The organism is Streptomyces melanogenes (assembly GCF_014649795.1).
Classification (GTDB): Bacteria; Actinomycetota; Actinomycetes; order Streptomycetales; family Streptomycetaceae; genus Streptomyces; species Streptomyces noboritoensis.
In genome coordinates this window covers 111,256-130,147 of the sequence record NZ_BMTS01000013.1, presented here as the reverse complement: position 1 = coordinate 130,147, position 18,892 = coordinate 111,256, and the positions used below count along the sequence as shown (strand labels likewise).

General features: G+C 72.3%; 16 protein-coding genes. 8 read left to right on the top strand and 8 right to left on the bottom strand.

Annotated elements, in window-relative coordinates:
- Nucleotides 1-54: 54 nt before the first annotated feature.
- From cydD to IE252_RS26700, 3 genes are all read left to right on the top strand, one after another.
- Nucleotides 55-3,576: a thiol reductant ABC exporter subunit CydD gene (gene cydD, locus IE252_RS26710; RefSeq protein WP_190092007.1), complete on the top strand. Its 3,522-nt coding sequence runs from the start codon at nt 55-57 to the stop codon at nt 3,574-3,576.
- 83 nt (nt 3,577-3,659) lie between these two features.
- On the top strand, nt 3,660-5,390 hold the full coding sequence (locus IE252_RS26705) for a GAF domain-containing sensor histidine kinase (RefSeq protein WP_190092006.1): 1,731 nt from the start codon (nt 3,660-3,662) through the stop codon (nt 5,388-5,390).
- Between the two features lie 148 nt (nt 5,391-5,538).
- Nucleotides 5,539-6,630, top strand: a complete 1,092-nt coding sequence (locus IE252_RS26700; RefSeq protein ID WP_190092005.1) for a M23 family metallopeptidase — start codon at nt 5,539-5,541, stop codon at nt 6,628-6,630.
- A 52-nt stretch (nt 6,631-6,682) separates the two neighbouring features.
- On the opposite strand, the gene IE252_RS26695 is transcribed toward IE252_RS26700, so the two are convergent.
- Nucleotides 6,683-7,561 carry a Cof-type HAD-IIB family hydrolase gene (locus IE252_RS26695; RefSeq protein ID WP_229848805.1) on the bottom strand — a complete coding sequence of 293 codons (879 nt, stop codon included), beginning with the start codon at nt 7,559-7,561 and terminating at the stop codon, nt 6,683-6,685.
- Between the two features lie 177 nt (nt 7,562-7,738).
- Here IE252_RS26695 and IE252_RS26690 point away from each other — a divergent pair, with 177 nt between their 5' ends.
- Nucleotides 7,739-8,635 (top strand): LLM class flavin-dependent oxidoreductase, encoded by an 897-nt coding sequence (locus IE252_RS26690; protein WP_190092003.1) that lies wholly within the window; start codon nt 7,739-7,741, stop codon nt 8,633-8,635.
- A 62-nt stretch (nt 8,636-8,697) separates the two neighbouring features.
- Here IE252_RS26690 and IE252_RS26685 read toward each other — a convergent pair whose 3' ends face one another.
- The 3 genes from IE252_RS26685 to IE252_RS26675 all read right to left on the bottom strand — a co-directional run bounded on the left by IE252_RS26685 (nt 8,698) and on the right by IE252_RS26675 (nt 10,459).
- Nucleotides 8,698-9,156, bottom strand: coding sequence for a hypothetical protein (locus tag IE252_RS26685; protein ID WP_190092002.1), 459 nt, complete (start codon nt 9,154-9,156; stop codon nt 8,698-8,700).
- A gap of 96 nt (nt 9,157-9,252) precedes the next feature.
- Entirely contained in the window at nt 9,253-9,807 is a 555-nt protein-coding gene (locus tag IE252_RS26680) for an RNA 2'-phosphotransferase (protein ID WP_190092001.1), read from the bottom strand.
- Nucleotides 9,808-9,937: 130 nt separating this feature from the next.
- A complete protein-coding gene (locus IE252_RS26675; protein WP_190092000.1) occupies nt 9,938-10,459 on the bottom strand; it encodes a PadR family transcriptional regulator in 522 nt (173 codons plus the stop codon).
- 109 nt (nt 10,460-10,568) lie between these two features.
- Between IE252_RS26675 and IE252_RS26670 the strand changes: the two genes are divergently transcribed.
- The gene (locus IE252_RS26670; RefSeq protein WP_190091999.1) at nt 10,569-11,141 is read left to right on the top strand and encodes a hypothetical protein; all 573 of its coding nucleotides are present in this window, start codon (nt 10,569-10,571) and stop codon (nt 11,139-11,141) included.
- A gap of 56 nt (nt 11,142-11,197) precedes the next feature.
- Here IE252_RS26670 and IE252_RS26665 read toward each other — a convergent pair whose 3' ends face one another.
- From IE252_RS26665 to IE252_RS26650, 4 genes are all read right to left on the bottom strand, one after another.
- A complete protein-coding gene (locus IE252_RS26665; RefSeq protein WP_190091998.1) occupies nt 11,198-12,127 on the bottom strand; it encodes a MerR family transcriptional regulator in 930 nt (309 codons plus the stop codon).
- Nucleotides 12,128-12,225: 98 nt separating this feature from the next.
- Nucleotides 12,226-13,155, bottom strand: coding sequence for a metal-dependent hydrolase (locus IE252_RS26660; protein WP_190091997.1), 930 nt, complete (start codon nt 13,153-13,155; stop codon nt 12,226-12,228).
- On the bottom strand, nt 13,152-14,906 hold the full coding sequence (locus IE252_RS26655) for an SDR family oxidoreductase (RefSeq protein ID WP_190092154.1): 1,755 nt from the start codon (nt 14,904-14,906) through the stop codon (nt 13,152-13,154). Before IE252_RS26655 ends, IE252_RS26660 begins: the two co-directional genes overlap by 4 nt.
- A 26-nt stretch (nt 14,907-14,932) precedes the next feature.
- Complete coding sequence (locus IE252_RS26650; RefSeq protein WP_190091996.1) at nt 14,933-15,781, bottom strand: M24 family metallopeptidase; 849 nt, start codon at nt 15,779-15,781, stop codon at nt 14,933-14,935.
- Nucleotides 15,782-16,050: 269 nt separating this feature from the next.
- Here IE252_RS26650 and IE252_RS26645 point away from each other — a divergent pair, with 269 nt between their 5' ends.
- Genes IE252_RS26645 through IE252_RS26635 form a run of 3 tightly spaced genes read left to right on the top strand, consistent with a single transcriptional unit; the run spans nt 16,051 to nt 18,888 of the window.
- Complete coding sequence (locus IE252_RS26645; protein ID WP_190092153.1) at nt 16,051-17,073, top strand: ABC transporter ATP-binding protein; 1,023 nt, start codon at nt 16,051-16,053, stop codon at nt 17,071-17,073.
- Nucleotides 17,063-17,980: an ABC transporter permease gene (locus IE252_RS26640; protein ID WP_229848804.1), complete on the top strand. Its 918-nt coding sequence runs from the start codon at nt 17,063-17,065 to the stop codon at nt 17,978-17,980. Before IE252_RS26645 ends, IE252_RS26640 begins: the two co-directional genes overlap by 11 nt.
- Nucleotides 17,977-18,888: an ABC transporter ATP-binding protein gene (locus IE252_RS26635; protein WP_101389208.1), complete on the top strand. Its 912-nt coding sequence runs from the start codon at nt 17,977-17,979 to the stop codon at nt 18,886-18,888. Before IE252_RS26640 ends, IE252_RS26635 begins: the two co-directional genes overlap by 4 nt.
- The last annotated feature ends 4 nt before the right edge of the window (nt 18,889-18,892 follow it).

Genomic DNA, 18,892 nt, shown 5'->3' with positions numbered 1-18,892 from the left:
GTGAAACACACCCCCCGACCCATCGCCCCCTGACCCTCCGAGGGGATGTTTCACGTGAAACCGATCGACCCGCGACTGCTCCGCTACGCCCGTGCCACCCGACTCTTCCTCGCGGCCGTCGTCGCCCTCGGCCTGGTCGGGGCGGGGCTGGTCGTCGCCCAGGCGATGCTCATCGCCGAAGTGGTGGTGGGGGCGTTCCAGGACGGCCACGGCGCCGGTGGGCTGCGCACGCCCCTGCTGCTGCTCGTGACGGTCGCGGCCGGGCGGGGGCTGGTGTCGTGGCTGACCGAGCTGGCCGCCCACCGTGCGAGCGCGGCGGTCAAGTCGGAGCTGCGGGGACGGCTTCTGGAGCGGGCGGCCCTGCTGGGGCCCGAGTGGCTCAGCGGCCAGCGGACCGGCTCGCTGGTCGCGCTGGCCACCCGTGGGGTGGACGCGCTCGACGACTACTTCTCGCGCTATCTGCCGCAGTTGGGGCTCGCGGTGGTGGTGCCGGTGGCGGTGCTCGCCAGGATCGTCACCGAGGACTGGGTGTCGGCGGCGACCATCGTCGTCACCCTGCCGCTCATTCCGCTCTTCATGGCGCTGATCGGTTGGGCCACCCAGGCGCAGACGGATCGCCAGTGGCGGCTCCTCTCCCGGCTGTCCGGGCACTTCCTGGACGTGGTCGCCGGGCTGCCGACGCTCAAGGTGTTCGGCCGGGCCAAGGCGCAGGCCGAGTCGATCCGGACGATCACCTCCGAGTACCGCCGGGCCACGCTGAAGACCCTGCGGATCGCGTTCCTGTCGTCGTTCGCGCTGGAGCTCCTCGCGACGCTGTCGGTGGCACTGGTCGCCGTCGGTATCGGCATGCGGCTGGTCCACGGCGATCTGGACCTCTACACCGGGCTGGTGATCCTGGTCCTCGCCCCGGAGGCGTATCTGCCGCTGCGGCAGGTCGGCGCGCAGTACCACGCGGCGGCGGAGGGCCTGGCGGCCGCCGAGGAGATCTTCGAGGTCCTGGAGACCCCGCTGCCCGCAGGCGGTACGGGCGCGGTGCCGGCCGGTCCCGTACGGATCGAGGTGGACGGGGTGACTGTTCGTCACCCAGGGCGAACCGAGCCGTCGTTGGCGGCCGCATCGCTGACGGTTGAGCCGGGTGAGACGGTGGCGCTGACCGGGCCGAGCGGCGTCGGGAAGTCCACGCTCCTCGGCGCGGTGCTGGGGTTCGTGGCGCCGGACGAGGGCCGGGTGCGGATCTCCGGCACCGATCTGGACGCGCTCTCCCTGGAGCGGTGGCGCGAGCGGATCGCCTGGGTCCCCCAGCGGCCGCACTTGTTCGCCGGGACGATCGCGGAGAACGTACGCCTGGCACGGCCGGACGCGGACGACGCGGCGGTACGGGACGCCCTGCGGGACGCGGGCGCCCTGGAGTTCGTGACCGCGCTGCCCGACGGCCTGGGGACCGAGCTCGGGGAGGGCGGCGCCGGGCTCTCGGCCGGACAGCGCCAACGACTCGCGCTGGCCAGGGCGTTCCTCGCCGACCGGCCGGTCCTGCTGCTCGACGAGCCGACGGCGGCGCTGGACGGGGCGACCGAGGCGGGCATCGTCGACGCGGTACGCAGGCTGTCGGCGGGCCGCACGGTCCTGCTGGTGGTCCACCGCCCCGCCCTGCTCGCCGTCGCGGACCGGGTGGTGGAGCTGCGGCCGGTCAGGGATGGGGGCGGTGAGGCGCGCGAGGCCGTTGCGACGGCTTCCCGTACCGACGTCCCCGTACCGGCTCCGACCCTGGCTTCGGCTCCTGAGCCGGTCACGGCTTCTGCTTCTGGTGGGCGTGCAACCCCCCAGGAAGTGCTCGCGCGGGTGCGCGGGGCCGCCGGGGGCCTGCGCGGGCGGCTCGCCCTGGCGTTGGTGCTCGGGGCGTTGGCGCTCGGCTCGGCCGTGGGGCTGATGGCGGTGTCCGGGTGGCTCATCTCGCGGGCCTCCGAGCAGCCGCCGGTGCTGTATCTGATGGTGGCCGTGACGGCGACCCGGGCGTTCGGCATCGGCCGGGCCGTGTTCCGGTACGCCGAGCGGCTGGTGTCCCACGACGCGGTGCTGCGGATGCTCGCCGAGGTGCGCGTCGCGGTGTACCGCAGGCTGGAGCGGATCGCCCCGGCGGGACTGCGCTCCACGCGTCGCGGCGACCTGCTGTCCCGCCTGGTCGCGGACGTGGACCAGCTCCAGGACTACTGGCTGCGATGGGCGCTTCCGGCCGCCGTGGCCGTGGTGGTCTCGGTGGCCAGTGCCGGGTTCACCGCCTGGCTGCTGCCCGAGGCCGGGGCGGTGCTCACGGTCGGACTCCTGGTCGCCGGAGTGGCCGTGCCGATGCTCAGCGGTGCGTGCGCGCGTCGGGCCGAGCGTCAACTGGCGCCCGCACGCGGCCTCCTGGCCACCCGGGTGGCCGATCTGCTCACCGGAACGGGCGAGTTGACGGTCGCGGGCGCGCTCGGCCGCCGTACCCGGGACGCGAAGGACGCCGACTCGGCGCTCACGCGGATCGCGTCGCGGGCCGCTGCCGCCACCGCGCTCGGCGGCGGTCTCTCGGCGCTGACCTGCGGACTGACCGTGGCGGCCGCCGCACTTGTCGGGGTTCAGGCGGTCGCCGACGGGCGCCTGGACGGGGTGCGGCTCGCCGTCGTGGTGCTGGTGCCGCTCGCCGCTTTCGAGGCTGTCAACGGCCTGCCGCTCGCCGTCCAGGCGCGCCAGCGGGTCCGGCGCAGCGCCGAGCGGGTGTACGAGGTGCTCGACGCCCCCGTGCCCGTACGGGAGCCGGAGCACCCGGCCGCCGCGCCCGCGTCGCCCTTCCCGCTGGAGGTGCGCGGGCTGGCGGCCCGGTACGACGGGCAGAGCCGGGACGCGCTGAGCGACTTCACGCTGACGCTCACCCCGGGCCGGCGCGTCGCCGTCGTCGGGACCTCCGGCTCCGGCAAGACCACTCTCGCCCAGGTGCTGCTGCGCTTCCTGGACGCGCGCGAGGGCACGTACCGGATCGGTGGGGAGGACGCGGCGGAGCTCGCGGGCGACGACGTCCGACGCCTGGTCGGCCTCTGCGCCCAGGACGCCCACCTCTTCGACAGCTCCGTACGCGAGAACCTGCGGCTGGCCCGTACCGACGCGGACGAGGACGCGCTGCGCGACGCGCTGGCGGCGGCCCGGCTGCTCGACTGGGTGGACGGGCTGCCCGACGGCCTCGACACCCTCGTCGGGGAGCACGGCGCCCGGCTCTCGGGCGGTCAGCGCCAGCGGCTCGCGCTGGCCCGCGCGCTCCTGGCCGACTTCCCGGTCCTCGTCCTGGACGAGCCCGCCGAGCACCTGGACCTGGCGACGGCCGACGCGCTCACGGCGGACCTGCTGCGGGCGACGGAGGGCCGGACGACGGTGCTGATCACCCACCGGCTGCGCGGCCTGGAGGCCGTGGACGAGGTGGCGGTGCTGGCCGAGGGCCGGGTCGTGCAGCGCGGGGCGTACGACGAGCTCGCCCTGGTCGACGGGGAGCTGCGGCGGATGCTGGAGCGCGAGCGCGACAGCGACCTTCTTCAGGAGGCCCGCCCGGTCTGAGACGGGGGCCTTGCCGGGGCACCGCCTCGCCGCTCGTCAGGCCCGACTTTCCTCGCCAATTGGGACTTACTAGGCTCAAGGGCATGTCAGTGCCGGATCCGAAGGACCCCCAGGACACCAAGGACCAGGACGCGCTCGAAGCGGCGACCCTGGCCACCCGGAGCCTCCAGGGTCTGTCCACCGAGCTCACCGCGCGCGTGCCGCAACTGCTGGAGGCGATGCGTTCCGTGGGTACCGGCCTGGAGCTGCACTCCACGCTCGACCGGATCTGCGAGACGGCCGCAGAGCTGGCCGACGCCAAATACGCGGCGATCGGGGTCGTCGACGAGGCGGGCACGGGGCTCTCCGACTTCGTCACGTACGGCGTCACGTTCGAGGAGGCCGCCGCCATCGGCCGTCGCCCGGACGGCCACCGGGGGCTGCTCGGCTGGCTGATCCACCACCCCGAGCCGCTGCGGCTCGGCGATCTCTCCGCGGACTCGCGCTCGGCCGGATTCCCCGCGCACCATCCACCGATGCGGACCTTCCTCGGGGTTCCCATCCGGGTACAGGGCGAGGTCTTCGGCAACCTCTACCTCACGGAGAAGAACGGCGGGGCCGAGTTCAACGACTACGACCTGCACATGGTGAGGGTGCTGGCCACCGAGGCGGGCATCGCGATCGGCAACGCCCGGCTGTACGAGGCGGCGCGCCAGCGCGAGCGGTGGATCGACGGATCGGTCGCCGTCACCACCGCGCTGCTCTCGGGCGGCGACGCGGACGACGCCCTGGAGGTCGTCGCCGAGCAGGCCCGCAACCTCGCGGACTCCGACGCCGGAATCGTGCTGCTGCCCGCCGAGGAGGGCGGCCTGGAGATCGTCGCCGTCTCCTCCGACGAACCCGGCTCGGTGCTGGGCGTGGTGATTCCCCCGGAGAGCCCCGTCGTCGCGACGCTCCTGGAGGGCGAGGCGGTCTTCGTGGACGACGCGGCGACCGACCCCCGGATGATCACCAATCTCGCCGAGCGGTACGGGCCGAGCATGATGCTGCCGCTGCACAGCGGCGGCCGGGTGCTGGGAGCGCTCGCCACCCCGCGTGCGCGGGGAGGCCGCCCGTTCACCGAGGCGGAACGGACGCTGGCCACCCAGTTCGCCTCGCAGGCGGCGCTCGCGCTGATGATGGCGGAGGCGCAGCGGGACCGGGAGCGGCTCGCGGTGTACGAGGACCGTGACCGGATCGCCCGGGACCTCCACGACCTGGTCATCCAGCGGCTGTTCGCCACCGGGATGATGCTGGAGGGCGCCCAGCGCAAGTCGGTCGTGCCCGAGGTGCAGAAGGGCGTCGGCAAGGCCGTCGACGAGCTGGACGTGACGATCCAGGAGATCCGCACGGCGATCTTCGCGCTCCAGCAGGGGCCGGCCGAGGCGCCCTCCGGGCTGCGCACCCGGGTCCTGCGGGAGATCAACATGGCGGCCGTGCCGCTCGGCTTCAAGCCCGCGCACCGCTTCGTCGGCCCGGTCGACGCACTGGTCGGGGAGCTGACCGGCAAGAACCTCATCGCGGCCCTGCGCGAGGCGCTGTCCAACGCCTTCCGGCACGCCGGGGCCTCGCGCATCGAGGTCGTCGTGGACGCCACCGTCCAGCTCCCGGACGGGAGTCAGGGCGTACGGCTCACCGTCGCGGACGACGGCGTCGGCATCCCCGAGGGCGGCCGCCGCAGCGGCCTGCGCAACCTGCGGCGCCGCGCGGAGGCCCTGGGCGGATCCAGTACGTACGGGCCCGGCATCGGGGAGGACGGCGGCGGGACGACAGTGGTGTGGGAGGCCCCGCTGTAGGGGCGGGCCAGAGGTCGGCCGAACCGCGATTTGCGACCGGTGTGGGCTGCTTCTCTCCCGTATTCGTACGCCACTTGGGGGGAGCGGCCCCCCCCGGCGAGAGGTGTGTTTCACGTGAAACGTGCTCCGGCCGCGCGACGATCCGGGCATGCGTCTCGGACACCTGTGCAGGGCCCTCGCGCTGGTCCTGTGTGTCATCGCCGGGCCGCTCACCCCGGTCGCCACGGCCGCCGATGACCCCGATGTGCCCCGTACGAGCCTGGCGGTGGCCCGGCTGTATCTGGACGCCGCCCGCGCGACCACCGCGTACGAGCAGGGCAGACGCGCGGCCGAGGTCCAGCGGGCGAAGGCGGAGTGGCTCGACCGGCTGCTCGCCGACCGGCGGCGCGATCTCGTACGGCTCCATGACGACATGGGCCGGGTGGCCCGCGCGCGGTACCGGACCGGCGGGAACATCGCCTACACCGCACAACTGCTGCTGGCCGACGACCCGGAGGAGCTGATGCGCGGTCAGCGGCTAGCTTGGCAGGCCGACATGGCCGTGACCCGGCTCTACGGAAAGGCACGCCGCGCGGAAGGGCGGCTCACGACGGCCCAGCGGCGGGCCCAGGCCGCCTGGCGCGATCTCGCGGACCGCAGGGATCAGCTGGAGGGCATCAGGAAGTCCATCGCCGCGCGCCTGGAGGAGGCGCGCTGGGAGCTCCAGGGCGAGGCCGACCGGAGCGTGGCGGCCGGCCAGTGCCGTGGTGCCGTACGCCTGGAGGAGCCGCCGGGTTCACGCCCCGCGAGCGCGTGGACGGCGCCCGTGGAGACGTACCGGCTGTCGGCGGGCTTCGACAGCGCGGGCGAGAGCGCGGGCGAGCGCTGGGCCCAGCGCCACACCGGCCAGGACTTCGCCGTGGACATCGGTACGCCGGTACGGGCGGTCGGGGCGGGCCGGGTCGTCTCCGTCTCGTGCGGCGGCGGCTTCGGGATCGAGGTCGTCGTCGGGCATCCCGGCGGCTACTACTCGCAGTACGCGCATCTGGCGGCGGTCACCGTGGACCAGGGCGACCGGGTGGGCACCGGCCAGTGGATCGGCCAGGCGGGCACCACCGGCAACTCGACCGGCCCGCACCTCCACTTCGAGATCCGGCTCACTCCCGAGATGGGCTCGGCGGTCGATCCGGTGCGGTGGCTGGGCGAGCGCGGGGTGACGCTGCGCAGCAACGCCGCCGAGCCGGAACCGGACGGGTCGTGACGCCGGTGTGCCGCCCACGCGCGCGTAGCTGCGGGGTGGGCGGGAGTGCGGCTCAGAGGGAGGCGAGGATCCGCTCGATGACGACCGCCACGCCGTCGTCGTTGTTGGCGACCGTGTGACCCGAGGCGGCGGCCACGACATCCGGGTGGGCGTTGCCCATGGCGTACGAGGTGCCCGCCCAGGTGAGCATCTCCACGTCGTTGGGCATGTCGCCGAAGGCGACGACCTCGGCCGGGGTGATGCCGCGCTCGGCACAGCACAGTTCGAGGGTGGAGGCCTTGGAGACGCCGGGTCCGCTGATCTCCAGGAGGGCGGTCGGGCTGGACCGGGTGATCTCGGCGCGCGCCCCCACGGCCTTGCGGGCCAGCGCGAGGAAGTCGTCGGGCGCCAGCTCGGGGTGGTGGGCGAGCACCTTGAGGATGGGCTCACCGACCGTGTCGGCGTCCTCGGCCAGCAGCTTCTCGGCGGGCGCGATGCTGCTGGCGGCGTCCATCAGCATCGGCGGATACGCCAGTTCGTGGTGGAGCCCGCCGGTCTGCTCGACGGCGAAGGACGTGCCCGGGGCGGCCGCGCGCAGGATCTCCACGACGTCCAGGGCGGCTGCCCGGTCCAGCGGGCGGACCTTGACGAACCGGTGCTCGTCGGCGCCGTCGTGCAGATCGACGACGGCCGCGCCGTTGCCGCAGATGGCCAGGCCGTGGCCGTGGACGTGCTCGCTGACGACGTCCATCCAGCGGGCGGGGCGGCCGGTGACGAAGAAGACCTCGATGCCCGCCTCCTCGGCGGCCGCGAGCGCCGCGACCGTACGCTCCGAGACGGACTTGTCGTCGCGCAGCAGCGTGCCGTCCAGATCGGTCGCGATGAGCCGGGGGACGACGGGGGCGGGCTGCTCGGCGGGGAGGGGCTCGATAGCTGAGGTCACAGACCCCATTCTCCCGCACACAGGCGCACGGGCGTGCGGGGGAGCGCACATGTGAGTACGCACGCCGGTGCGTGCGGGGCGCAGGGGGCGCATGAGGTTCCTGACGGCCCACGGCGGGGGCTGGAGCGCCCCAGGAGCCATGGCGGGGCGCCGGGAGTGTCAGAGGGAGCCGTTAGTGTCGTAGGTATGCGTCTGAGCACTGTGATTCTTCCGGTACGCCGCTGGCACGACGGCGGTCGCGACGAGTGGCTGCGAGCCGAGGAGCTGGGCTTCCACACCGCGTACACCTACGACCACCTGTCCTGGCGGACGTTCCGCGACGGCCCGTGGTTCGGTGCGGTGCCGACGCTGACCGCCGCTGCCGCCGCCACCTCGCGGATGCGGCTCGGCACGCTGGTCACCTCGCCGAACTTCAGGCACCCGGTGACCCTCGCCAAGGACCTGATAACGCTCGACGACGTCTCGAACGGCCGGATCACGCTCGGGATCGGGGCCGGTGGCAACGGCTTCGACGCCACCGCCCTGGGTCAGCAGGCGTGGACGCCGCGCGAGCGGGCCGACCGCTTCGCCGAGTTCGTGCCGCTGCTCGACCGCCTGCTGACCGAGGAGGCGGTGACGTTCGAGGGCACCTTCTACTCGGCCGTCGAGGCGCGCAACATCCCCGGCTGCGTGCAGCGGCCGCGACTGCCGTTCGCGGTGGCGGCGACCGGTCCGCGCGGTCTGAAGCTGGCGGCGCGGCACGGGCAGGCGTGGGTGACCACGGGCGACCCGAAGCTCTTCGAGACGGGCACGCCCGACCAGTCGGTCGAGGCGATCCGCGGACAGATCAAGAAGCTCGGCGAGGCCTGTGACGACATCGGCCGTGATGTCGACGAGCTGGACAAGATCCTGCTCACCGGCTTCACGCCGGAGCCCGGGCGGGTGCTGGAGTCGCTCGACTCCTTCGTGGACTTCGCGGGCAGGCACTTCGAGCTCGGCGTGACGGAGATCGTTCTGCACGCGCCGATCCCGGACTCGTCCTTCGCCGCCGACCGGAAGGTGTTCGAGCAGATCGCCACGGAGGGGCTGGCGCAGCTGCGCTGACGCGGGCGGGGGCGCTGAAGCCGCCCCCGTTCGCCTTCCCTCGGTCCGTACGGCCTGCGCGCTCAGCTCTTGGCGCGTACGCGTCCGCTCAGCCAGGGCGTGAGCGTGCCGAGGACGAGTTCCTTGTACGTCTCGTCGCCGGGCAGCGGCACCACCAGCCACCACCCCGGCGGGAAGAAGCGGCCCTTGACGTACGCCAGGTCGCCGTGGACCGAGCGGAGGAACGCGGGAACCGCGTCGCGCGGCACGTCGTGGAACTCCACACCGTCGACGGTGATCTTCGCGTCGTCCTCCGTGAAGAGCTGCACGGTGACAGCGGGAGAGCCGCCGAGCTCGACGAACGCCTCGTGCGGAAGCGAGCCGTCCGGGTCCAGGACGGTGAACGCCCCGGCCGAGCCGCGGCGCGAGGAGCGGTCGGCGCCGATGTCGTGGGTGACCTCGACGGCGAGGTGGTGCGCGCGGGCGACCTCGCGGATCGCGGCGACGGCGCTCTCGGTGCTGGGCAGACGCGGATGTGCCATGCCGTCGATCATCTCAGGCGAGGCCCAGGGCCTGACTGGCATGCCCTGACCTGACCGGCATGCCCCGACCCGCTTGCCTGACAACGGCGGCGGGTCTCACTCCGGAAGGCGTAGGTACTGCGGCGGTACGGAGTCGGTGAGCCACACCCCGTTCGCGCTGATGTGGAAGACATGGCCGTCCCGCCGCATCGCCGCGGCGTCCACGCTCAGGACGACCGGGCGGCCGCGCCGGGCGCCGACCCGGGTCGCCGTCTCGCGGTCGGCGGAGAGGTGCACATGGTGGCGGGCCATCGGCCGCAGCCCCTCGGCCCGGATCGCGTCCAGGCTGCGGGCCACGGTGCCGTGGTAGAGGTACGCGGGCGGCGCGGCGGCCGGGAGGCCCAGGTCGACGGCGACGGTGTGGCCCTGACTGGCCCGGATCCGGTCGCCCTCGACCGCGAACCGGCGCTTGTCGTTGACGGCGACGACGTGGTCGAGCTCGGCGCGGGTGATGGGGAAGTGGTGCGCGGCCGCCGCCCGCAGCAGGGTGGCGATCTCGACCCAGCCGTGCGGGTCGAGGGTCAGCCCGATGCGTTCGGGCTGGTGGCGCAGGTGTTTCGACAGGTACTTGGACACCTTCACGGTGCGTCGGTCGTCCGGTGTTTCGGCCATGCCGCCAGGGTGCCGGGCAGGGACTGTCCCGACACCCCAATTTTCCCGTCGGCGTCGCGCCTTGACCGTCAGCCGGCTCGTCTTGGCTGCTACGGTCCGGCCTTGACCGTCACCTGGCTCGCCTCGACCGCTACCGTCCCGCCTTGAGCTGCTCGGCCGCCCAGCGTGCCCACTCCTCGTGCATCGCGCTGAGCCGCTTGCCGTACTCCAGGGCCAGGCGGCCGTGGAGGGAGAGCGGGTCGTCGTCCCACTCGATCGCGGCCTCCGCCTCCTTGAGGCCGGCGAGCTGGCGGGCGGAGCGCTCGGCCTCGGTCAGGAGGTACGTCTGCGCCTCCAGCGGGGTGAGCAGGCCGAGGAAGAAGACGCGCAGCAGCGAGTCGCTGCGGCGGGTGCGGGAGGGCTCGGTCTCGACGAGCCAGTGGCGCAGCTCGGCCCGGCCCGGGTCGGTGATGGCGTACTCCTTGCGGCCCCGGGGGCCCTCGGCCGCCACCTCGACCAGGCCCGAGTCGGCGAGCTTGCCCAGCTCGCCGTAGACCTGGCTCTGGGTCGCCGACCAGACGTGGGAGAGCGAGGTCTCGAACAGTTTCATCAGGTCGTAGCCGCTGGCCGGACGTTCGGCCAGCAGCCCCAGGACCGCGTGACGAAGGCTCATGACCCTCACTTTACATTCCACTCTTGACACGTCAATGCAGGAACCTCTACTTTTGACATGTCGAAGTTGGAATGTGGAGCGGGCGAGAGCCCGATGAAGGGGGACTCCCATGAACTACCTGCGCGGTTTCATCCCGTGGATCGTCTTCGCCGCCGTCGGCAGCGAGCACTGGGAGTGGGGCGCGGTCGCCGCGCTCGCCGCGGGAGCCTGGTTGTTCTCCATCGACCGCAAGCGCGGCGCGGCGGGCGACTCGCTGATCCTGGAGCAGTCCACCCTCGCCTTCTTCGCGGTGCTGAGCGTGGTGGCCTTCGCGGCGCCGGACAGCGGGCTGCGGGAGTGCGGCGGGGCGCTGGCCACCGGGTGGCTGGCCCTCACGGCCTGGGCGACGCTGGCCGTCCGGCGGCCCTTCACCACCGGGATAGCCAAGCGGCAGGCGCCGCGCGAGGTGTGGGGCAACCCGGTGTTCCTCCGCATCAACGTGGTGCTGACCGCCGCCTGGGCCGCCGCCTTCACCGTCACCGCCGTCGGGCTCGCCGTCGTCCATGCCGAGTCGCTGGGCAGCACCGCCGCGATAGCCATGCAGGTCGCCGGGTTCGCCGCGCCCGCGCTCTTCACCGCCAAGTACCCCGAGCGCGCTCAGCGTGCCGCCCAGGCCGCCAAAGTGACCGCAATCACGCGGTGATGACGGTCAGTTAGGTTTGATCCACAGACAAGTGCGGTTATCCACAGGGCTTGTGGCTATTCTGTGGACAACGGGCGGGCCGAGAGAGCGTCCAACGTACGCGACTGGACCTCCCGTTCGGCCGCGGCGGAGATGAACGCGGCGACGTTCTCCGGGCCGACCAGATCCTGTACGGCCCGGAGCGTGTGCGCGGGCAGGGGGACCGGCCTCGGATCGGGAGCGGCCGGGACGGCCGGTGCCGTGGCGCCGAGATGCTGCTGGAGGTGCCGGGTGGCGAACAGGCGCATGGCCCGGGCCAGTTCGGCGTCGACGGTCTGCTGGGCGAGCGGCCGCAGCCGGCGTACAAGACCGGCGGCCTCGGCGGCCTCCGCGTCGGTGGGCGGACGGTGGCCCAGATAGCGGGCGAAGACGTGCTCGGTGGTGAAGTCGAGGAAGCGGGCGGCGATGTGCTCCACCTGGCCGCGCAGCTCGCGCAGATGCCCGGAGATGGCGTCCAGGGGGACCCCGGCCGCGTGCAGCTCGGCGGCGACCGCCAGCTCCTGCGGGCTGGGGACCAGGAACTCGCGGTCGTTGCCGGGGATGCGCTCCAGGATGCCCAGTTCGACCGCTTCGGCGACGGCCTCGTCGTCGGGCTCGCCGCCGAAGGTGGCGTCGAGATCGTCCCGGGAGATCCGGGCGGCCTCCTCGTCGGTCCACGGCCCGTTGACCTCGGCGACCAGGCCTAGGACGCCACCCAGGCCGCGGCCCGCGTCCCAGGCCTCCAGGAGCTCCTTGATGGAGGCCAGGGTGTAACCGCGGTCGAGCAGATCGGCGATCTGGCGCAGCCGGGCCAGATGGGTCTCGCCGTAGACATTGGACCGGCCGCGCCGCTCGGGCCTGGGCAGCAGGCCCCGGTCCTGGTAGGCGCGGATCGTGCGGACCGTGGCGCCGCTCGCGTGCGCCAGGTCCTCGATGCGGTACTCGCAGGAGGGGAGGGAGTGTGGCACCGCTTGCTGCGGCGCAGGCTGGACCGCCTGCTGAGCCGGTGACTGGACCGGCGCCGCCGATGGCTGTGTTGCTGGCTGCCCGGACAAACCTTCTCCCTCTACCCCAGGGCGGCGCGGCCGACCGCACCCGCTGCCGCACGGGCCGCCGGCGAGGTCGCGAGATATTCGACGGCCTTGCGCAGGGAGCCCTCCTGCGAGGGATGGTACGACCGCCGGAAGTAGCGGGGTATGGCCGCGCCGAGCTCCTTCCAGCTGGGCAGCAGTTCCTGCCGTACCGCCCGGTTGTGCTCGCGCAGCGAATAGCGCAGCCGGCCGGCGAGCTGGGGGTCGTGGCGGATCAGATAGGAGGCACCCCAACCCCACAGCCAGAGCAGCACCGGGGCGACCACGACCATGCCCTCCACCCGGCGGGCGTAGCGGGGCAGGCCCTCGCCGCCGCAGTGCTGGTACATGTCGAAGGCGACGGCGCGGTGCTCGACCTCCTCGGCGCCGTGCCAGCGCAGCAGGTCGAGCATGATCGGGTCCGAGCCGGCCCGGTCGAGGGCCTCGGCGTGCAGCACCCAGTCCCCCAGCACCGCGGTGAACTGCTCGATCGCGGCGATCAGCGAGAGCCGGAAGCGCAGCCACTCCTGGGTCGGTATCGGCGCGCCGAACGGGGGCCGCTCACCGAGGAGTTTGTCGAAGAGGAAGTCGACGTGGCGGGTGTAGGCGGCGGTGTCGAGGCGCTGCTCGGCGAGGTGGTCGAGGACATAGGCGTGCTGGACGCTGTGGGTGGCCTCCTGGCCCATGAAGCCCTTGACGTCCTTGAGCAGCACCGGGTCCGTGACCAGCGGAAGGGCTTCCTTGAAGACCTTCACGAACCACCGCTCGCCCGCCGGAAGGAGCAGATGCAGGACGTTGATGACATGGGTGGCGGTGGGCTCGTCCGGTATCCAGTGCAGCGGGGTCTCGTGCCAGTCGAACGAGACCCGCCGCGGGGTGATCCGGTAGTGCTCGGGGGTCGCGCCCTCCCGGCGCTCCGTGCTCACAGCGGTGGCTCCAATCGGGCGATCGCGCGCAGGGTGCGGGGTGTGAAGCGGGACATGAGGTGGGCGCCGCGGGCCTCGGGCGTCACGGGCACCACGGCCTGGTTCTTCACGACCGCGCGCAGGATCGCCGTGGCGACCTTCTCCGGCGGGTAGTTGCGCAGGCCGTAGAGCCGGGCGGACTTCTTCTGACGGCGCTTCTCCTCGGTCTCGTCGACCCCGGCGAAGCGGGCGGTGGAGGTGATGTTGGTGTTGACGAAGCCGGGGCAGATGGCGCTGACGCCGATGCCCTGCCCGGCCAGTTCGGCGCGCAGGCACTCGCTGAGCATCAGCACCGCCGCCTTGGTGGTGGAGTAGGCGGGCAGCGCCTTGGAGGGCTGGTAGGCGGCGGCCGAGGCGGTGTTGACGATGTGGCCGCCCTGGCCGCGGTCGGCCATCTGCTTGCCGAAGATCCGGCAGCCGTGGATGACGCCCCACAGATTGACGTCGAGGACCTTCTTCCAGTCCTCGGAGGTGGTGTCGAAGAACGAGCCGGAGAGGCCGATCCCGGCGTTGTTCACCAGGACGTCCACGATGCCGTACTCGGCGGCGACCTTCTCGGCGAGCTTCTCCATGGCCTGCTCGTCGCTGACGTCGACCGTCTCGGCCCAGGCCTGGGGGGCGCCGATGAGCCGGGACATGTCGGCGGTCCGGGCCGCCCCCTCCGCGTCCCGGTCCACGGCGACGATCCGCGCCCCGGCCTCCGCGAACGCGAAGGCGGTGGCCCGGCCGATGCCGCTGGCCGCGCCGGTGACCAGGACCAGCTGGCCGCCGAAGCGGTCCGCGTACGGGCCGGTGGCCACGGCGTCCTGGGCCGCGACGCCGTCCTCGTTGGCGGTGATGAACTCGGTGATCCAGGCGGCCAGGCGGTCGGGCCGGGTGCGCGGCACCCAGTGCTTGGCGGGCAGGGTGTGGCGGACCAACTGGGGTGCCCAGAGCTCCAGTTCGTCGTAGAGCCGCTCGGAGAGGAAAGCGTCGCCGGTCGGCGTGATCAGCTGCACCGGCACGTGCGCGTACGCGTCGGCGCGCGGGCGGCGCAGCCGGGCCCGGACGTTGTCCCGGTAGAGCCAGGCGCCGTGCGCCGCGTCCTGGGGCAGGGACGAGGTCGGGTAGTCGCCGGAGGGGACCTTCTCCACGCGTTCGAGGATCTTCGGCCACCGCTTGCCGAGCGGGCCGCGCCAGGCGAGCTCGGGGAGGACCGGGGTATGCAGCATGTACACGTACCAGGACTTGGCGCCCTGGCCGAGCAACTGGCCCACCCGGCGGGGGGTCGGGCGGGTCATCCGGGTCTTGATCCAGTGCCCGAAGTGGTCGAGGGACGGGCCGGACATCGAGGTGAAGGAGGCGATCTTGCCCTCGGTGCGCTTGACGGTGGCGAACTCCCAGGCCTGTACGGAACCCCAGTCGTGGCCGACCAGGTGCACCGGCCTGTCCGGGCTCACCGCGTCGACGACTGCCAGGAAGTCGTCGGTCAGCTTCTCCAGGGTGAAGCCGCCGCGCAGCGGGGCCGGAGCGGTCGAGCGGCCGTGGCCCCGTACGTCGTACAGCACGACGTGGAAGCGCTCGGCCAGCCGGACGGCGACCTCCGACCAGACCTCCTTGCTGTCCGGATAGCCGTGCACGAGCACCACGGTGGGCTGCTCCACGTCGCCGAGTTCGGCGACGCACAGCTCGATCCCTCCCGTGCGCACCCAGCGCTCGCGCGCGCCCGCCATACCGTTGCCCGTCGGCTCTCCCACGCTCACGCCGCCTTCTCCTCGGCCCAGCGCCGCACATGCGGCAGATCGTCGTCCAGCCAGAACGCGCTCTGCTCGGGGTCCTTGGAGTCGGTGACGACCAGGATCTCCTCGAACTTCGCGCCCGTACCCCGGAACCCGAGGTGCGGCTCGACCGCCCACAGTCCCGGCCGGGGCGGGTGGTCGGAGAACTTGTAGGGGCTCCACAGCGGCGACCAGCCGTCGCGGTGGCCGTGCAGCGCGTCGCTCGCCAGGCCCTTGAGGGACTGGGTGCCGAACCCGAACACGTTCGGCGACCAGCGGCGCTCCTTGACCTGGTCGACCTTGTGGGCGATCACGCCGAAGGGATACGCGCGGTGCCGGTTGGCGTAGCCCTGGCGGACCATGAGGCGGTCCACGTCCTCGTAGATCTCGCGCAGCGGCCGCCGCTCGCGGACCTCGCGCAGGATCAGCTCGCGGTGCGCCTCCAGATCGGCGAGGAGCCGGTCGTGCACGGGGTTGAGGCCCAGACAGCCCGAGTAGCCGATGTCGGCCGTGAAGCCCTTGTAGACCGGCGCCATGTCGAGGATGAACGGCATCCCCGCCTCCAGCCTCCGGTTGGTGGGGAAGAACTGGAGCGGGATGCGGAAGTTCACGAACGCCGTCCGGTCCCCGAACCAGGCGAACGGCAGGTGGAACCAGTCCCGCACACCGCGCTCGCGCAGCCACTCCCGCTGCATCCGGGCCGTCTCGCGCTCCGTCACGCCCGGCTTGAGCTGGGCCGCGACGGCCTCCGCGCACTCATAGGCGAGCCGCTGCACTTCCCTGAACCCGCTGAGCCGCGCGTCGGATTCCGTCCTGACCGCCGTTGGCATCGCGCCCACACCCCTGTCGCCGTACGCGTGCGTAACTTGACACTGATGAATGTGACAATGCCCGGCGGCTACGTCAAGGGTTCCGGGGCGACCTGTGGACGACGAGGGCGTTGTGGAAAACCCGTTCCCCCTCGGGTGGGCGTTTCTCAGGGGCCCGTACCTCTTCCGTAGGGGCCACCTAGGGGGCCGTACCTCTGGAGTCGGACACGGATCCAGCCGCCTGGTCTGACGATTGGTGTGGCCTGCGCCACTACCTTCGAAGTGTGGATGTGATCGCGACCGAAAGCCTGAGCAAGCGGTTCCCCCGGGTGACCGCGCTTGACCGGCTCTCCTTGGACATCGGGCCCGGTGTGACCGGCCTGGTGGGTGCCAACGGAGCCGGCAAGTCGACGTTGATCAAGATCCTCCTCGGCCTCTCCCCGGCCACGGAGGGCACCGCCGCGGTGCTCGGCCTCGACGTCGCCACCAGCGGCGGCGCGATCCGCGAGCGCGTCGGCTACATGCCGGAGCACGACTGCCTGCCGCCCGACGTCTCGGCCACCGAGTTCGTCGTGCACATGGCGCGCATGTCGGGGCTCCCGGTGACCGCCGCCCGCGAGCGCACCGCCGACACCCTGCGCCACGTCGGCCTCTACGAGGAGCGGTACCGCCCGATCGGCGGCTACTCGACCGGCATGAAGCAGCGCGTCAAGCTCGCCCAGGCGCTCGTCCACGACCCCCAGCTGGTCCTGCTCGACGAGCCGACCAACGGGCTCGACCCGGTCGGCCGCGACGAGATGCTCGGTCTGATCCGCCGCATCCACACCGACTTCGGCATCTCCGTCCTGGTCACCTCGCACCTCCTGGGAGAGCTGGAGCGCACCTGTGACCACGTAGTGGTCATCGACGGCGGCAAGCTGCTGCGGTCCAGCTCCACCAGCGACTTCACCCAGACCACCACCACACTCGCGGTCGAGGTCACCGACTCCGACGCGCACCCGGACGGCACCGAGGCCGTGCGCGGCGCGCTGCTCGCGGCCGGCATCACGCTCCACGCGGGCGTGGAGGAAGGCCTGCCGGGCGCCGGGCACATCCTGCTCGTGGAGGCCGCGGGCGAGCGGACGTACGACGTGGTGCGCGACACCGTCGCCGGGCTCGGCCTCGGGCTCGTACGGATGGAGCAGCGCCGCCACCACATCGCGGAGGTCTTCAAGACCCCGGCGCAGGCCCCGGAGCCGGTCTCCGAGCGCGCCGCCGCCTGGGCGGCGACCGCCGCCGCACAGCAGAACGGAGGCGGCAGCCATGGCAGCTGAGGCCGCAGGGACGCGGATGACGCAGAACCAGATCGCCCAGACCCAGATCCACAACATCGGCTACCGCACCTACGACGGCCCGCGCCTGGGCCGGGCGTACGCACGGCGCTCGCTCTTCTCGCAGTCGCTGCGCGGGGCGTACGGACTGGGCCGCAGCGCCAAGTCCAAGGTGCTGCCGATGCTGCTGTTCGCGGTGATGTGCCTGCCCGCAGCCATCATGGTCGCGGTCGCCGTCGCCACCAAGGCCAACGACCTGCCGGTGGACTACACGCGCAACGCGATCCTGATGCAGGCCGTCATCGGCCTCTTCATCGCCGCGCAGGCCCCCCAGACCGTCTCGCGCGACCTGCGCTTCCGCACCGTGCCGCTGTACTTCTCGCGGCCCATCGAGCGCGTGGACTACGTGCTTGCCAAGTTCGCGGCGATGGCCTCGGCGCTCTTCATCCTCACGGCGGCGCCGCTCGTCGTGCTCTACGTGGGCGCGCTGCTCGCCAAACTCGACTTCGCGGACCAGACCAAGGGGTTCGCACAGGGACTGGTCTCGGTGGCACTGCTCTCGCTCCTGTTCGCCGGCATCGGCCTGGTGGTCTCGGCGCTCACCCCGCGCCGCGGCTTCGGCGTCGCGGCCGTCATCGCGGTCCTGACCATCTCCTACGGGGCGGTCTCCGCGGTCCAGGGCGTCGCCTTCGACCAGCAGTCCACCGGGTCCATCCAGTGGTTCGGGCTCTTCTCCCCCATCACGCTCATCGACGGGGTGCAGACCGCCTTCCTCGGCGCGACGTCGGCCTTCCCGGGCCGCGAGGGGCCGGGCGCCGGGGCCGGCACGGTGTATCTGCTCGTCGTCCTCGCGCTGATCGCCGGCTCGTACGCCGTCCTGATGCGCCGCTACCGGAAGGTCGGGCTGTGACCACCATCGACATCGACCACACCTCGCGCTGGTTCGGCAACGTGGTGGCCGTCAACGACGTCACCATGTCGATCGGCCCCGGGGTGACCGGACTGCTCGGCCCCAACGGCGCCGGAAAGTCCACGCTCATCAACATGATGGGTGGTTTCCTCGCCCCCTCGACGGGAAGCGTGACGCTCGACGGCCGCCCCATCTGGCGCAACGAGGACGTCTACCGGCAGATCGGTATCGTCCCCGAGCGGGAGGCGATGTACGACTTCCTGACCGGCCGCGAGTTCGTCGTCGCCAACGCCGAGCTGCACGGACTCGGCGCCAAGGAGGCCCAGCGGGCGCTCGCCACGGTCGAGATGGAGTACGCGCAGGACCGCAAGATCCAGACGTACAGCAAGGGCATGCGCCAGCGCGTGAAGATGGCGTCCGCGCTGGTCCACGACCCTTCGGTGCTGCTGCTCGACGAGCCCTTCAACGGCATGGACCCGCGCCAGCGCATGCAGCTGATGGACCTGCTGCGGCGGATGGGCGCCGAGGGCCGCACCGTCCTGTTCTCCTCGCACATCCTCGAAGAGGTCGAGCAGCTCGCCGCGCACATCGAGGTGATCGTGGCCGGCCGGCACGCGGCGAGCGGTGACTTCCGCAAGATCCGCCGGCTGATGACCGACCGCCCGCACCGCTATCTGATCCGCTCCAGCGACGACCGCGCGCTCGCCGCCGCGCTGATCGCCGACCCCTCGACGGCCGGGATCGAGGTCGACCTCAAGGAAGGCGCGCTGCGCATCCAGGCGGTCGACTTCGGGCGGTTCACGACGCTGCTCCCGCAGGTCGCGAAGGCGCACGGGATCCGTCTGCTGACCGTCTCGCCGTCCGACGAGTCGCTCGAATCCGTCTTCTCCTACCTCGTAGCGGCCTGAAAGG

Excerpts from the sequence above, each read along its gene's own strand:
- IE252_RS26680 (WP_190092001.1), bottom strand. The coding sequence starts at position 9,807 with ATGGCCGAAACACCGGACGACCGACGCACCGTGAAGGTGTCCAAGTAC.
- IE252_RS26670 (WP_190091999.1), top strand. The coding sequence starts at position 10,569 with ATGAACTACCTGCGCGGTTTCATCCCGTGGATCGTCTTCGCCGCCGTC.
- IE252_RS26650 (WP_190091996.1), bottom strand. The coding sequence starts at position 15,781 with ATGCCAACGGCGGTCAGGACGGAATCCGACGCGCGGCTCAGCGGGTTC.
- IE252_RS26655 (WP_190092154.1), bottom strand. The coding sequence starts at position 14,906 with ATGGCGGGCGCGCGCGAGCGCTGGGTGCGCACGGGAGGGATCGAGCTG.
- IE252_RS26690 (WP_190092003.1), top strand. The coding sequence starts at position 7,739 with ATGCGTCTGAGCACTGTGATTCTTCCGGTACGCCGCTGGCACGACGGC.
- IE252_RS26700 (WP_190092005.1), top strand. The coding sequence starts at position 5,539 with ATGCGTCTCGGACACCTGTGCAGGGCCCTCGCGCTGGTCCTGTGTGTC.
- IE252_RS26705 (WP_190092006.1), top strand. The coding sequence starts at position 3,660 with ATGTCAGTGCCGGATCCGAAGGACCCCCAGGACACCAAGGACCAGGAC.
- IE252_RS26640 (WP_229848804.1), top strand. The coding sequence starts at position 17,063 with ATGGCAGCTGAGGCCGCAGGGACGCGGATGACGCAGAACCAGATCGCC.
- IE252_RS26685 (WP_190092002.1), bottom strand. The coding sequence starts at position 9,156 with ATGGCACATCCGCGTCTGCCCAGCACCGAGAGCGCCGTCGCCGCGATC.
- IE252_RS26675 (WP_190092000.1), bottom strand. The coding sequence starts at position 10,459 with ATGAGCCTTCGTCACGCGGTCCTGGGGCTGCTGGCCGAACGTCCGGCC.
- IE252_RS26695 (WP_229848805.1), bottom strand. The coding sequence starts at position 7,561 with ATGGGGTCTGTGACCTCAGCTATCGAGCCCCTCCCCGCCGAGCAGCCC.